General features: G+C 63.5%; 14 protein-coding genes. 8 read left to right on the top strand and 6 right to left on the bottom strand.

The window, feature by feature from the left end; genetic code table 11:
* Positions 1–20 precede the first annotated feature (20 nt).
* From GGC65_RS20290 to GGC65_RS23625, 7 genes are all read left to right on the top strand, one after another.
* Positions 21–1,298, top strand: coding sequence for an epoxide hydrolase family protein (locus tag GGC65_RS20290; RefSeq protein WP_225940933.1), 1,278 nt, complete (start codon positions 21–23; stop codon positions 1,296–1,298).
* Between the two features lie 36 nt (positions 1,299–1,334).
* Positions 1,335–1,751 carry an organic hydroperoxide resistance protein gene (locus tag GGC65_RS20285; RefSeq protein ID WP_192648811.1) on the top strand — a complete coding sequence of 139 codons (417 nt, stop codon included), beginning with the start codon at positions 1,335–1,337 and terminating at the stop codon, positions 1,749–1,751.
* 24 nt (positions 1,752–1,775) lie between these two features.
* The gene (locus GGC65_RS20280; protein ID WP_192648810.1) at positions 1,776–2,813 is read left to right on the top strand and encodes an alpha/beta fold hydrolase; all 1,038 of its coding nucleotides are present in this window, start codon (positions 1,776–1,778) and stop codon (positions 2,811–2,813) included.
* An 8-nt stretch (positions 2,814–2,821) separates the two neighbouring features.
* Positions 2,822–3,031 carry a DUF2798 domain-containing protein gene (locus GGC65_RS20275; RefSeq protein WP_225940932.1) on the top strand — a complete coding sequence of 70 codons (210 nt, stop codon included), beginning with the start codon at positions 2,822–2,824 and terminating at the stop codon, positions 3,029–3,031.
* Positions 3,032–3,300: 269 nt separating this feature from the next.
* Positions 3,301–3,609, top strand: coding sequence for an antitoxin Xre/MbcA/ParS toxin-binding domain-containing protein (locus GGC65_RS20270; RefSeq protein WP_192648808.1), 309 nt, complete (start codon positions 3,301–3,303; stop codon positions 3,607–3,609).
* 8 nt (positions 3,610–3,617) lie between these two features.
* A complete protein-coding gene (locus tag GGC65_RS20265; RefSeq protein ID WP_225940931.1) occupies positions 3,618–3,833 on the top strand; it encodes a hypothetical protein in 216 nt (71 codons plus the stop codon).
* A 118-nt stretch (positions 3,834–3,951) separates the two neighbouring features.
* Positions 3,952–4,086, top strand: coding sequence for a hypothetical protein (locus tag GGC65_RS23625; protein ID WP_264081033.1), 135 nt, complete (start codon positions 3,952–3,954; stop codon positions 4,084–4,086).
* Between the two features lie 75 nt (positions 4,087–4,161).
* Here GGC65_RS23625 and GGC65_RS20260 read toward each other — a convergent pair whose 3' ends face one another.
* The gene (locus tag GGC65_RS20260; protein ID WP_192648806.1) at positions 4,162–4,686 is read right to left on the bottom strand and encodes a response regulator; all 525 of its coding nucleotides are present in this window, start codon (positions 4,684–4,686) and stop codon (positions 4,162–4,164) included.
* Between the two features lie 268 nt (positions 4,687–4,954).
* Between GGC65_RS20260 and GGC65_RS20255 the strand changes: the two genes are divergently transcribed.
* A complete protein-coding gene (locus GGC65_RS20255) occupies positions 4,955–5,926 on the top strand; it encodes a beta-1,6-N-acetylglucosaminyltransferase (RefSeq protein WP_192648805.1) in 972 nt (323 codons plus the stop codon).
* 183 nt (positions 5,927–6,109) lie between these two features.
* On the opposite strand, the gene GGC65_RS20250 is transcribed toward GGC65_RS20255, so the two are convergent.
* From GGC65_RS20250 to GGC65_RS20230, 5 genes are read right to left on the bottom strand one after another with little or no spacing between them, the layout of a single operon-like run.
* Positions 6,110–8,116, bottom strand: a complete 2,007-nt coding sequence (locus GGC65_RS20250; protein ID WP_192648804.1) for a TonB-dependent receptor — start codon at positions 8,114–8,116, stop codon at positions 6,110–6,112.
* Between the two features lie 2 nt (positions 8,117–8,118).
* On the bottom strand, positions 8,119–9,075 hold the full coding sequence (locus GGC65_RS20245) for an ABC transporter ATP-binding protein (protein ID WP_192648803.1): 957 nt from the start codon (positions 9,073–9,075) through the stop codon (positions 8,119–8,121).
* Complete coding sequence (locus GGC65_RS20240; protein WP_192648802.1) at positions 9,072–10,106, bottom strand: iron ABC transporter permease; 1,035 nt, start codon at positions 10,104–10,106, stop codon at positions 9,072–9,074. Before GGC65_RS20240 ends, GGC65_RS20245 begins: the two co-directional genes overlap by 4 nt.
* Positions 10,103–11,338 carry an ABC transporter substrate-binding protein gene (locus tag GGC65_RS20235; RefSeq protein ID WP_192648801.1) on the bottom strand — a complete coding sequence of 412 codons (1,236 nt, stop codon included), beginning with the start codon at positions 11,336–11,338 and terminating at the stop codon, positions 10,103–10,105. The genes GGC65_RS20240 and GGC65_RS20235 overlap by 4 nt, the downstream gene beginning before the upstream one ends.
* Positions 11,335–13,425, bottom strand: a complete 2,091-nt coding sequence (locus tag GGC65_RS20230; protein WP_192648800.1) for a TonB-dependent siderophore receptor — start codon at positions 13,423–13,425, stop codon at positions 11,335–11,337. The genes GGC65_RS20235 and GGC65_RS20230 overlap by 4 nt, the downstream gene beginning before the upstream one ends.
* Positions 13,426–13,428 lie beyond the last annotated feature (3 nt).

The raw sequence follows: 13,428 nt of genomic DNA, 5'->3' as shown, positions 1-13,428 counted from the left end.
TTTCAGCAGCTGCGCTCGGCATGTCGCTTCAGGCGAGCCCGAGCTTCGCCAACACCGCCAGTTCGGCAACTCCGATCGCGGCCACGACCGCTGCGGTCGCCGCGGCGCCACAGGATGAGTCCATCCGACCGTTCCACGTGGCCATCCCTGAAGAAGCGCTGACCGACCTTCGTCGGCGCATCGCGGAGACGCGCTGGCCTGACCGCGAAAAGGTCGCAGACGCATCGCAGGGTGTGCAACTTGACCGTCTCGAACCGCTCGTGCGCTATTGGGGCACCGACTATGACTGGCGCAAGGGCGAGGCCCGTCTCAACGCCGTGCCCCAGTTCATCACGACGATCGACGGTGTCGACATCCAGTTTATCCACATCCGCTCGAAGCATAAGGGGGCAATGCCGCTGCTGATGACGCACGGCTGGCCCGGCTCGCCGTTCGAGCTCCTCAAAACCGTCGGACCGCTCACCGATCCAACCGCGCATGGCGGCAAGGCCGAAGACGCCTTCGACCTGATCATGCCGACCTATCCGGGCTACGGATTTTCGGGAAAGCCGAACGAGGCCTGGGATCCAGCGCGAGTGGCTCGCGCCTGGGACGTGCTCATGAAGCGCCTTGGGTACAAGAATTATGTATCGCAGGGCGGTGACTGGGGTGCGATCATTTCGCAGGTGTTGGCGGTTCAGGCCCCTGAAGGCCTGCTGGGCATCCACACGAATATGCCCGGCACCGTGCCGCCGGACGTTCTCAAGCTCGTCCGTGCCAAACAGCCGGTTCCCGAAAGCTACTCGGCTGAGGAGAAGATTGCCTATGCCGGTCTCGAAACCTTTTACGGCAAAGGCTTCGGATATGCCGAGATGATGAACACGCGGCCGCAGACGCTCGGCTATGGTCTGTCGGACTCGCCGGTCGGTCTTGCCGCGTTCCTCTACGAGAAGATCGCCACCTGGACGCACAGCGGCGGCAATCCCGAAAGCGTGCTGACGCGCGACGAGATCCTCGACAACATCACCCTTTACTGGCTGACCAACACAGGAACCTCGTCATCGCGCAGCTATTGGGACGCAGCCCAAGGCCCCGGCGGTCCGTTCAATGCGATCGAGATTAGCAAGGTGCCGGTCGCAGTCACCGTCTTCCCCGGCGAAATCTATCGCGCGCCGCGCAGCTGGGGCGAGAAGAGCTTCAAGAAGCTGATCTACTGGAACGAGGTCGAGAAGGGCGGTCATTTCGCCGCCTGGGAACAGCCCGAGCTGTTCGCTGCCGAAATCCGCGCCGCTTTTCGTCTCCTGCGCGAGAGGAAGTGAACGAACGCCCCACCACCTCATCAAAGGAATATGATCATGAACAAGCCTGATAAAATTCTCTACACCGCCAAGACCCACACCACCGGAGGCCGCGATGGCAAGTCGGCAAGCTCGGACGGCAGGCTCGATGTGAAGCTGTCGAGCCCCGGCGGGCCGGGCAGCGGCACCAATCCCGAGCAATTGTTCGCCGCAGGTTGGTCCGCCTGCTTCGAAGGCGCCATGGGTCTCGCCGCCAAGAAGCTCGATGTAAAACTCCCCGCCGATCTTGCGATCGATGCCGAGGTCGATCTTGGAATGGCTGGCGATGCCTATCTGCTCCAAGCACGCCTCAATGTCAGCTTGCCTGGCGTCGAGCGCAAGGCGGCGCAGGCTATCGTCGATATGGCGCACCAGACCTGCCCCTATTCGAAAGCGACCCGCGGCAATATCGATGTCGAGATCAACCTCGTCTGATCCCGAAATGTAAGGAGACCTCCCATGCCATATCTGGACGCACATAATCGGCGAAACTTCCTCGGCTTCGCCATCGCCGCCACCGGAATGGCATGGGGGTCCAGCCGGGCACACATGCCGGCCCGGCCCTTTGCGGGCTCGACCGAATTCGGCCTGGTCAAGCAAATCCGTGCCGGCAAACTCGACATCGGCTTCGTCGAGCAGGGTCCAAAACACGGGCCTCCGGTCCTCCTCCTGCACGGATGGCCGTACGATATTCACAGCTATGAGGGGGTCACCCCGCTGCTGGCCGCTTCCGGCTACCGCGTGATCGTCCCCTACTTGCGCGGGTTCAGCACGACGACTTTCCTGTCGCAGGACGAGGCTCGTAATGGCCAGCAATCCGCTTTTGCCGCAGATGCGATCGCGTTGCTCGACGCGCTCGGCATCGACAAGGCCATCGTTGCCGGCTGCGACTGGGGTGCCCGCACCGCGTGCATCGTTGCGGCGCTTTGGCCAGAGCGCTGCGCAGCGCTCGTCTCGGTGAGCGGTTATCTCATCGGCAGCCAGGAGGCCAACAGGATGCCGCTGCCTCCCGCCGCCGAACTTTCCTGGTGGTACCAATTTTATTTCGCCACCGAACGGGGTCGCGTCGGATACGACGCTAATCGCGCCGAATTCGCAAAGTTGATCTGGCGGACGGCTTCGCCAACCTGGCAATTTGACGACGCCACATTCGCCCGGACGGCCCGCGCGCTCGACAATCCGGATCATGTCGCAATCGTCATCGACAATTATCGCTGGCGCTTGGGACTGAGCAAGGGCGAACCTGCCTATGATGCGCTGGAGGCAAGGCTTGCTAAGTTCCCGGCAATTACCATACCGACAATCACGCTTGAGGGTGACGCTAACGGCGCCCCGCATCCCGAGCCGGCGGTCTACGCAAAGAGATTTTCCGGACCCTATGCGCACCGCAATATCAGCGGCGGTATCGGCCACAACTTGCCGCAGGAGGCTCCCAAAGCCTTTGCCCAGGCGGTGATTGACGTCGCGCCTGCCAATTTTCGGGGAGCCGGACAATGAGCCTTCAGATGAAACGCAAGATCGCGTTCGCCCTCCTGATGGGCATAGTGACGACCGGAATTATCTCCTTCTCACTCGTCGCGATCAACCTCGGCCTTTCTAGCGACTTTGTGGCGATCTGGTTGCGCTCCTGGGCGACAGCCTATGCGATCGTCATACCCGCCATCCTGCTGATAAGCCCTCGCCTGCAGGCGCAGGTCGACCGGCTTATCACCTGATTCAAGCTCGGTCCGCCGTGGGCCAAGTGCGATCTCATCATTTCGGAAGAGCAGCATGAACGTTAAGTCGTCGCGGGCAATGAAGTGGGCAGCGATTGGCCGATTGCAGTCAGACCGCTTCGGGGACCAGACGAAGAAAAGCGGACAACGGACCGATTGCATCTTACATCTTCGGACATCGCCCCCATCTTCATAAGATCGCGGCACCGGACATTGTAGGCCGTCGCGGCTGAGAGACATCGCGCTCCCGCTTACGAAGGAGCCGCGTCATGACTTCACGCATACAGAACGCCGAGACTCTAGGCCTGGCCGAGCCGGCGCCGACCAAAGGGCGGTCGAACAGCTTTTTTCGCAAGAGTCGGGTGCCCTTCGCACTTGAGGATGCACGGCGGCAAGGCGATATCAGTCAGCTCGCTTACTTTGTCATGGGTGGCCGCGACGCAGCGATCGCGTTTCTAAACGCCGAGAATGAGGAACTGGGAGGCCGCCCGATCGCGCTGGCGACCGCCAGTGCCGAAGGTTATGAGCATGTGGCGGCCGCTATACGGGCGTGGGAAAGCACGCGGCGGTCCAAATGAGCCGCGCCATGAACCTGTCTCTGCCCGAAAAGGAGGTCAGGCGCGTCTGCCTGGCGCAGGGCGTCAGCATCAGCGCGATCGAACCGCTTCAGTCCGGCGGCACGCGCCTCGTCTGCACATCGAGTGCGGGCGCCGAGGAGATGCGACTGCGGCTTCGCGGTCACCTGATCGAAGGCAGCGTCGTGCGCCACCGCTTCTATCGTCCGTCCGCGAACGAAAATTGACGCGTGTCCGCGCACTCCTTCGCGCAGAAGCCACTAGCCGGCCCCTGAAAGCGTTTCCCAGCGCGACCTGCCGCCTCCCGTCTTCCCGTCCAGCAACCGCAAAAAGAGAGAAACCATCATGGCCAAATCGCAAAAGCGCAGCAATCGCGAGATCCGCAAGCCCAAAGCCGCCAAGGCCAAACCGACGACCGCGCTCGCAGCCAGGGAGGCTTCCCCCGTGAAGTTGACTGCCAAGCCGAAAGATAATGGCTGACCACAAAATCCGCGCGAGCATGGCGCGTCCGATGCGGCTGTGCAAATCTGACGCCGTGATAGCGCTTGTATCTCGCTAACCCACCTGCCGGGCGGTTTGCCTCATGATCTCGGCCAACAGCAATTCGAGTATGATCATCGGAGCTACCGGCTTCAGGACGACGGCCAACTCAATATCGAGTTCGACGAGCACGACCGGAAGACCCGTTCCGGTCTGAAATACGAGCGGTATGCCCTGCTCGATGAGCCGGAGAGCAACGGGCGAGATTTCGCCGTCGAGCAACTGGACGTCGAGGATGGCCGCGTCGATCTTGTGCTGATCGAGCAGCGCCAGCGCTTCGGCAACGGTTGGAACGGGGCCGACGACCGCGCCTCCCGATCGCTCGACCGCCTCAACGAGTTCGATCACGACGAACGGCTCGTCTTCTACAATCAAAATTCTCCGGGAATTGAACATCGCGCGCGCCTCCTTCGAGCGGGAGCGCAACATGTCTCTCAGCCATCGCTTGCCCATGCGTGACGACGGTGACGAGGCAACGAAGCCGGGTGACACAAGTTCCGAGGCGATAGGACGGCGGGGCTGATAGGTCGGGGTGCTCACGATGACCGACAGATCGCGAACGGTCCGATTTCCATTCAGGCACGTAGCAAAAGCGCATGTTAGTGCCCCGGCCACTTACATTGGCGTCGCGATCCCCCATATCAGTCCCGTGCTACTGGATCACGCCGCGGCGCAACGCGGCCGGCCACCTGTCGGGCATTGTCTCCTATCGATCAAAACGACTTTGGTTGGGTTTTCCGGGACAGGAAATGGATCGCGATTCCGGTGAGCTGACAGCCCGGATCGGCGATCCGAAAGGCATGCTCTCATGATCGGCTATTTCATTCTCCTTCACCGCTTTCCCGAACAGTTCAAACGGATGTTCCGCGCGATCTACGCCCCCGGAAACAGCTATGTGATCCATGTCGACAAAGGATCGGGACCCGATTTTGCTGCAGACATCGCTGCTTTCCTGAAGCCCTACGAAGGCGTTGCGATGATCGAATCGAAGCAAGCGCTTTGGGGTGGCTACAGCCTCGTCGACGCGGAGCTGCGCGGAATGAAGCAGCTGCTGAAAATGAACCGGGACTGGACGCACTACATCAACCTCAGCGGGCAGGATTTTCCGCTGAAGTCCCAAGCCTATATCCGGTCCTTCCTGCGCGCCCATCCCCGCCGCCAGTTTATCCGCGCTCTCGACCAGCGGACGATGCGGCCCGATACGATGAACCGCGTCAGCCATATATTCGTCGAAGCGCTGGGACGCATGTTTCGGACAAACCTCCCCCGCGCTTTCCTGAAGGATGCGACGCCCTATATCGGCACCCAGTGGAAGGCCGTGACGCGCAGCTTCTGCCATTTCGCGGTCCATCATCCGAGCGCTGAGCGATTCAAGATATTCTACCGGCGAAGTTTCATCCCGGATGAAGCCTTTTTCCAGACGCTGCTGATGAACAGCCGCGGGCTTGGCGAGGTCGTGAACGACGATTTGCGCACGATCGACTGGGTTCCCGACGGCGACATCAAATTGCGGCCCCGCACCTTCGTCACGGCAGACGCGTTGCGGCTGACGCTGAGTCCCGACCTTTTCGCCCGCAAGTTCGATGCGGAAGAAGATCCAGCGATCTTCGACCTGCTGGAAGCCCATCTGGAAACCCCTGCAGCGAACATCTACGCGAGCGATCGAGCGGCGCCACCTCCACCCCGGTCCGTGGGCGAAGACGCATGCATGACCGACAACGCGGCCGAGCCGCACACGCCCTCGCCTGCAGGACGGAAAGCGGCCCGACTAAGGCGATAGCCGCGCCATGCGACTCTGGAGCGCTCTTCACTTCAATTAGCCCGGCTCTTCATCTTACGCCCGTCCGATGTCGATCGGGCGGGCGGTTCTCTTTCGGCAAATGGCCGCTAGCAGCCGGGCAGCTTTCAGATCCGCAGCCAAAATAGCGGACATCCCAGGACCGATGAAGCAGCTTGAACCTGACTAGAAGTCGGCGGTCAAATAAGCCGATACGATGCGGCCGGCGGCGAGGGCGTAGGAACCGGCGCCGCGGAGTTCAAAACCATCCTCGTCAGTCAGGTTGCTCACTGACAGGCGAAGCACCGCCGCCCTGCCGCTGAGCTTAAACCGATAGCGCCCGCCCAGATCGACGGTCGTGCGTGCGGGCAGGCGAACGAGCCCATTGCGCGTCGCCGGTATGGCACCGATCCGAGCGACACCGAAATCGAGCGAGAGCGCTGAACTCCAAGGTACCTGCCAGTCGACATTGAGATCGATAAAACTGTCCGCGACGCCGACGGGACGGCGACCGACGCGGCCAAGCGCGGCACCGTCGCCCGTTACGAGCGGCCGCAGAAAAACCCCGCCGGCGACGAGACTCAGTCGCGAGGTGATCTTGCCGCTGATCGAGATTTCAACGCCGCGGTTGACCACGTCGCCGAGCAGGTCGAAGCGGCCGCTAGTGTCGAGGTCGTGGTATGGCTTGCGCAGGTCGAAGATGCCGGCGATCAGCGTCACGCTGTCGGCCGGCTTGTAGCGGAGACCTGCATCGACCTGACGCGTGAGGATCGCGGGCAGCGGTTGATTGCGGTTGGTGGCATTGACCGGCGCGATGCCGCTTTCCTCAAGACCTCGCGCATAGCCGGCAAAGGCCGTGAGGCTGGGGCCGAGATAAAGGGCCGCGGTCGCGTTATAGAGCCATGGCCGTCTGCGCGTCGCCGCGGGCGCGAGACGCGGGAGTTCCACTGACTTGCGATAATCGCTCCGCGACAGCCCGAAGCTCAGTTCGCCAACGCCGCGCCAGCGACCTTCATAGGCCAGGCCGGCGGTCCATTGCCGCACCCGGTCAAAGTCCTGCACGCCGAAATCGAAGTCCGGCTCGGGCGCGGCGAAATCCGCATCGACACGCGTCGGCCCATATTCGCGAAAGGCGCTCCCGCCATAGCGCTGGCGGCGATCGCGCGCGCGAAAGGAGGCGTGCACGACGTGCAGGCGGTCCCCGTCCGCAAAGCTTTTCGTGACCCGCAACTCTCCAGACAGCGATACGAACCGGCTGCGCGGATCGGCAATGATGAGGCGGTTGGCCGTACCCTCGGCCGTGACATCGGTGAGGAGGTGCGCGAAGGTCGAACGATCGTCGTAGAGCGACCGGAAAACGCCGGCGCGGAGCAGCCAGTCAGGTGCCGGGGCGATATTGGCGAGGATGCCCTGAAGACCCGCGACACTGTCATAATCGCTCCAGCGCGGACCGCGGTAGTGTCGGCGCTCGGGCTGCGGCGGCAGGAAGTCGCCCGCAGGGATGTAAACCGGTGCCGCTTCGTCGTCGGTCACCTCGCTACGCTGCCAGAAGGGGATGATCTCGACCGCATCGCTTGGGCGCCAGCGAAGTGCGAGAGCCTCATTATGCGACCAAGAAGAGATACCATCGACGTAGCTGTTGCGCGAAAACTGCGCTCCGGCGGCGAGGCTCAACCGCTTGCCCGCGAGCGGCAACGCCGTATCGAGTTCGAGCGACGCATTGCCGTAGCTGTCGCCGCCGACCGAGGCTGAAAGTGAAGCCGACTCCCCCGGCTTGCGGAAACTGTAATCGACGATGCCGGTCGGCGAGGGAAAGGGGAATCCCTGCGCTGAAAGGCCGACGCGGATCGTCGTCGACCGGCGCAACCGCGACATCAGCGTCAAATAGGGATCGAAATAGAGACCTTCGATGCGAACGTTGCCCGCAGCAAGAGGCGAAAAGCCCCGTACATTGCTCGACGAATAGAGCCCGATCGATTCACGCCCGACACTGAAGCCAAACGCATCCTCGGCTTCGGTGACGACATTTTCCGAAGCCCTTCCCGACGCGGCCGGTGCGACACCAACGGGCATCTTCTTTGGCTCCGCGAGGGGCGGGATATCCTCGGCCGCGCCAACCGGAACGATCGCGCCCTCCGCACCGGCGGCGGAGGCCGAGACCAGCAAGAAAGAGAAAAGCAGGCCGACCCGCATCGTCAACGGTCCAACAGCCGTAGCATCTCGGCAACACTGCCTGCACGCTCCGCGCCGATCGACCATCCGGCAGCATCGACCGAGACGCGGACGGGCGAAGCCGTGTCGACCGCATATCCGGCGCGCTCGAGAGCGCGGCGCGTCCATGCGGCCCGAACACCCTCGCCCTCCAGCGCGACGCGCCGGCTTGCCGGGCGTTGCAGCTCGAAATGACCTGCGTCCTCGTCGAAACTCACCCCGTCGGCCGCGAATATGCGCGCGAAGTCACCAGACAGAATAAGGTCCTCGGGGGCGCCGTCGAGAAGCTTCGTGCCGTCGTAGAGCCACAGCCGGTTCGCGCAACGCAGGGCTAGTTCGAGCTCGTGGGTCGAGATGACGATTGCATACCCCCTTTGCCCCGCAAGTTCGCCGAGCAGGGCGAAAAAAGCGACGCGGCGCGGCACATCCAGAAAGGACGTCACCTCGTCGAGGAGGAGCAGGCGCGGCTGCTGGGCGAGCGCGCGCGCAACCATGATGCGCTGCCGCTCGCCGTCGGAAAGGCTCGCGACCATGCGGTCGCGAAACGCAGCTGCACCGACGAGCCCAAGCGCCTCGTCGACAATCGCGACATCCTCCTCCGCGAGCTTCCCCTGCCAGCCCGTATGCGGATAGCGGCCCGCTGCCGCGAGTTCGAACCCCGTCAGATAGCCCGTCTGCGGCCTCTCCGTCAGAACGACCCCGAGCCGCTGCGCCTTCTCGCGCGCTGAAAGTCCAGCGAGCGGGTCGCCCCCGAGCCGGATCGAACCGGCCAGCGGCGCGAGAAGACCAGCGAGTGTGCGCAGCAGGGTCGTTTTGCCCGTCCCGTTCGGCCCGACCAGCGCGACGACATCGCCCGGATGGAGGTCGAGAGAGAGGTGCTCGGCAACGAGGCGGCCTGGATAGCCGATTGCAAGACCGTCAGTGGAGAACACCGCACTCATGCCGCGGCTCCGAAGCGGGCATGGCGCCGCAAGAGCACCCAGAGAACAATCGGGCCGCCGATCAGCCCGTTCACCGCGTTAAGGTGTAAGAGGTGGCGCGCCCATGGGAGATGGGTGATGAGATCGGTGGCGAGCGCGAGCGCGGCGCCAGCGAGCGCCGCCGCCGGAAGCAGTATCCGGTGATCCTCGGTCTGTAGCACCCCGCGCGCAGCATGGCCGGCGATCAGCCCCAGAAAATTGATCGCTCCGCAAAAGGCGGTAACGGTGCCGACAAGCAACGCCACGACGCCGAAGCAAGCGTAGCGCAGCGCCTTCAACGGCACGCCGAGGCTCTGCGCATAAGTGTCACCGAGCATCAGGATGTTCAGCGGCTTGGCGAGCGCCATCAGAAGAAGAAGCCCGAGACCGCAGGCCGGAAGCAGAAGAATATGCTGCGCCCAGGTCACGCCGGCGAAGCTCGCATCGTCCCAGCCCTTGAAGGCCGATGCCTGTGTTTCATCGATAAGATGGAGCGAGAGACTGATCAGACCCGCGGCAATATAGCCGAGCATCAACCCCGAGAGCAGCAGCGTGACATTATCGACGCGGCGCGCCAGCAAGGTGAGCAAGCCCATGACGAGGATCGTGCCGGCCGACGCCGCGACCGCGAGGCCGACATCGCCAACGAGGCCGTAACTTTCGGCAAAGGCAGGACCGGCCAGGCCGGTGGCTACGACGAGCAGCGCCACGCCGAAACGGGCCCCATGCGCAATACCAAGGACGAAGGGATCGGCGAGCGGATTGCGGAACAGCGTCTGGAGCATCAGCCCGCAAGCGCCGAGGCTGGCGCCCCCGACGAGCGCGGCCAGCGCACGCGGCAGCCGATATTCACGGACGATATGGCCCCAGCCTTCCTGCGCAATAGGGCCGCCGGTCAGGCTCGCGGTAATTGCATCGACTGGGATATCGACGACGCCGAGCGCCAGTTCGGCAAGGAAAAGCGCGGCGATGAGTCCGCCGATCACGATAGTAAAAGGAAGCGGCTTGATCATGCCGGGCCTCCGGGGATTTTGCGGATGAAGCGCGGACGCGCCGGCGCCGCGAGCAATTCGGGATGCAATATCGCGATCAACTCGGCGAGCGCATCCTGCGGTTCGGTCATGCCCTGGTCCGACCAGCTGTTCGCGAACGGCCCGACCTTGCCGGCGTCAAACCAGTAGACTTGGCTGTTACGCACGGCGCGAAGCCATTCGAGCCGCGGATGATCGCGGCGCAGCGCCGCTATGTCGGCCGCCCCCGGCATGAAATTGCCGAGCCACACGTCCGCACTTGCGGCGCGATCGAACAGCTTTTCCATCGGCGCGTAGGTGAGGCTCCCCGCAATAGGGTTGTCCTGCCACGCATGGCGGCCGCCGGCATCCTCGACCAGGCGGTAGAGCTGGTTGCGGCCTCCCGCTTGGCTCCATTCGTCGCGGCTCTCGGGATAGCCGAGCTGGACGAGCGGGCGTGCCTCGACACCGGCAGCGAGCACGCGCAACGCCTCATAGCGCGCCGCGCGCTCCTCGAAGAGCCCGTTGGCGCGCGCTTCCAGATTGAAGAAGAGCGCGATATATTTGATCCATTCGGCGCGCCCGAGCGGGGTCGGCTCGGTATGGTCCGACTGCGGCGCCGAGACGACGCCCAGACGCTTCAACAGCGGGTGGATATTGGCGTCGGGATAGGCCGAATAGAAGGTGAAGAAGAGGTCGGCACCAAGCGCCGCCGCTTGCTCGCCATTCCCGTGCTGCGCTGCGTAGATTGGGATCGTCTCACCGCGCTCGATCCGCGCCGCGATCGCCGGGATCGAGACGTCCCGCGTCGGCACGCCCTTCAGCCGGTCGTCGATACCGAGCAGATGCGCGGCTCCAAGCAGTGACACATTGGCGGTTGCGAAGTCGCGCACCGGAACCTCGACGAGTGAGTCGCGCGCGCCGAGCTTCGGCGGCGGCGTGCCGCACTGGACGAGAACCAGGCGTAGCGTCTCGCGCGTATCGACCGACGGCGTGAAGGTCACGCGCTTCCAGTTCTTGTGATATTCGACCTTGAGTTGCGCCGAGTGCTGGAAGGCCGCCTTGTCGGGAAAATAGTCTGCGCCCGGCCGATAGTCGGCCACGCAGCCCTCGGATAGATTCGCCGCGGGCTGCGGGCCGACCGCGATGGCGTTGCGCGCGGGCGGCTCGCGCATCGGAATCGGCGCACAGGCGGCGAGCGCCGCGAGCAACCCGAGCGCGAGCAGCAGTCTCACCGACCTCCCCCGAAGCGGTAGGAGAGGCTCGCCGTGACGGTGCGCGGCGCGCCGGGATAGAGCGGAATGAAGGCGCCGCCGCTGTCATAATAGAATTTGTCGAAGAGGTTGAGCACATTGAGATGTGCACGAAGCGGACCGAACCCGGCATCGAACTCATAGGCGAGGTTCGCATCGACGCGCGTGTAGGCGGGCAGCAGGATACTATTGTCGGTGTTGCCCGCGCGGCTCCCGATATGCTGGATACCGAAGCCGGCGCTCGCTCCCTTCAAGGGACCCGTGAAGTCATATGTCGTCCACAGGCTCGCCGAATGCCGCGGCGCATTGACGAGCCGCGCGCCCGGCGTAGCAAAGCTGTCCTCGAGAATCTTCGCATCGAGATAGGTATAATTGGCGATGAGCCGCCACTGCGGAGTCAGCACGGCTGGAACTTCGACCTCAATCCCGCGCGAGCGCGACTTGCCGATCTGGATCACGAGATCGAAGTCGACGGGGTCGGATACCGCAACGTTACGACGGGTGATGTCGAAGAGCGCGAGCGTCGGCGTGAGCTTCCCGCCGAAAAGCTCGGCCTTGGCGCCGACCTCCCAGCTTTCGCCGATGAGCGGCTTGGGCAGCGAACCGTCGCGAAGGCGCCCGACGTCGACCTGCGCCCGAAACGATCGCGCCCAGCTCCCGTAGAGCGAGAGCGCTGGCACCGGCGTCCAGGTAAGACCCGCGCGCGGCGAGAAGGCCCCGCGCTTCGTCCCTCCCTCTCCCGTTTCGGCCAGATAATCGCGATTGCGAAGTTCGTTCCAGTCGTAGCGGCCACCGACGAGTAGGCGCCAGTTGCCGAGCTTCAACTCGTCCTGCGCATAGATAGCCGTGGAATCGCTATTCCATGCGCCGTCGGAGACCAGCACCGTCGGCTCGACGCGCTGCCCATAGACCGGATTATCGAAGTCGATCGGGATGTTGACGCCGAAGGGGGGATTGCGGACATCGAACCGCCAGTGATCATAGCCATATTCCAGGCCGACCAGCGCCTTGTGTTCGATGGTGCCGGTCGTGAAGCGCCCGTAGAGTTCGGCCTGCGCGGTCAGATCGGTCTGGCGGTCATAAGCGAGGCTGGTGCGGCGGTTGATCTTCGGGTCGGCAGGATCGGCGCGGCTGACCGGCGGAAAGCCGAAGGCGTAATAATAGCTGTCCTTGCTGAAGTCCGAATAGCCGAAGGCCACGCGCCCCGAGAGCGCATCCGAGAAGCGATGATCGACGAATAGACTCGCGACGCCGCCCTTGTTGGTGTAGCGCGCGTCCGCCTCGCCGAACTGCCGTTCGCGCGGCGCTTCGAGGAACAGCGGGTCGTTGGCGAAGCCGCGGTCGAAATAGCCGCGCTTGCGCGCATATTCGCCTTCGAGGGTCACGCTGGTCGCGTCCGACGGCTTCCATTGGACGACGGGCGCGATGAAGGTGCCGCGCGAGAAAGTGAAATCGCGAAAGCCATCGCGATCGTCGTGCGAGATGTTGACGCGGAGGCCCAGCGTATCGGACAGCGGAACCGAGAAATCGCCCGTCAGCCGCAGTTGGTCGAACGAGCCGTAGAGCGCGCTCACCTCGGCAAGAGGCTCGTTGAGCGGTTTCTTGGTGACGAAGTTGACGACGCCGCCCGGCTCGAAACGACCATAGAGCGCCGATGCGGGGCCCTTCAGCACCTCGACTTGTTCGACATTCTGGAGTTGCTCGTCGGGCGCATAGGCTGAACGGCGCAGGCCGTTCTTCAGATTATAGGGGGTGATGAAGCCGCGGACATAGAAGCGGTCGTTGCTCGCGCCGAAGCCGACCTGCGGACTGAACCCCGGGACATAGCGCAGCGCCTCGCCGATGGTGGTGATGCCGCGGTCGCGGATGAGTTCGCGCGTCACCACCTGCACCGAATAGGGCGTCTCCTTGATCGGGGTGTCGGATTTGTTGGTCTGCGGCGCGACGGTGGCGCGATAGCCTTGCTCGCGCGTGCCGAGCACCACGATTTCGCTGTCGACCTCTGCTTGCGCGAAAGCGGCCGCCGGCGCCGCGACCGCGGCACCAGCGGCGATAACCATTCGAAACATTCA

The sequence above is a fragment of the Sphingopyxis sp. OAS728 genome (genome assembly GCF_014873485.1).
Classification (GTDB): Bacteria; Pseudomonadota; Alphaproteobacteria; order Sphingomonadales; family Sphingomonadaceae; genus Sphingopyxis.
The sequence above is the reverse complement of the archived record's forward strand: the minus strand, read 5'-3'. Positions and strand labels throughout refer to the sequence as shown.

Excerpts from the sequence above, each read along its gene's own strand:
- GGC65_RS23625 (WP_264081033.1), top strand. The coding sequence starts at position 3,952 with ATGGCCAAATCGCAAAAGCGCAGCAATCGCGAGATCCGCAAGCCCAAA.
- GGC65_RS20270 (WP_192648808.1), top strand. The coding sequence starts at position 3,301 with ATGACTTCACGCATACAGAACGCCGAGACTCTAGGCCTGGCCGAGCCG.
- GGC65_RS20285 (WP_192648811.1), top strand. The coding sequence starts at position 1,335 with ATGAACAAGCCTGATAAAATTCTCTACACCGCCAAGACCCACACCACC.
- GGC65_RS20255 (WP_192648805.1), top strand. The coding sequence starts at position 4,955 with ATGATCGGCTATTTCATTCTCCTTCACCGCTTTCCCGAACAGTTCAAA.
- GGC65_RS20265 (WP_225940931.1), top strand. The coding sequence starts at position 3,618 with ATGAACCTGTCTCTGCCCGAAAAGGAGGTCAGGCGCGTCTGCCTGGCG.
- GGC65_RS20240 (WP_192648802.1), bottom strand. The coding sequence starts at position 10,106 with ATGATCAAGCCGCTTCCTTTTACTATCGTGATCGGCGGACTCATCGCC.
- GGC65_RS20250 (WP_192648804.1), bottom strand. The coding sequence starts at position 8,116 with ATGCGGGTCGGCCTGCTTTTCTCTTTCTTGCTGGTCTCGGCCTCCGCC.
- GGC65_RS20245 (WP_192648803.1), bottom strand. The coding sequence starts at position 9,075 with ATGAGTGCGGTGTTCTCCACTGACGGTCTTGCAATCGGCTATCCAGGC.
- GGC65_RS20275 (WP_225940932.1), top strand. The coding sequence starts at position 2,822 with ATGAAACGCAAGATCGCGTTCGCCCTCCTGATGGGCATAGTGACGACC.
- GGC65_RS20230 (WP_192648800.1), bottom strand. The coding sequence starts at position 13,425 with ATGTTTCGAATGGTTATCGCCGCTGGTGCCGCGGTCGCGGCGCCGGCG.
- GGC65_RS20280 (WP_192648810.1), top strand. The coding sequence starts at position 1,776 with ATGCCATATCTGGACGCACATAATCGGCGAAACTTCCTCGGCTTCGCC.
- GGC65_RS20290 (WP_225940933.1), top strand. The coding sequence starts at position 21 with ATGTCGCTTCAGGCGAGCCCGAGCTTCGCCAACACCGCCAGTTCGGCA.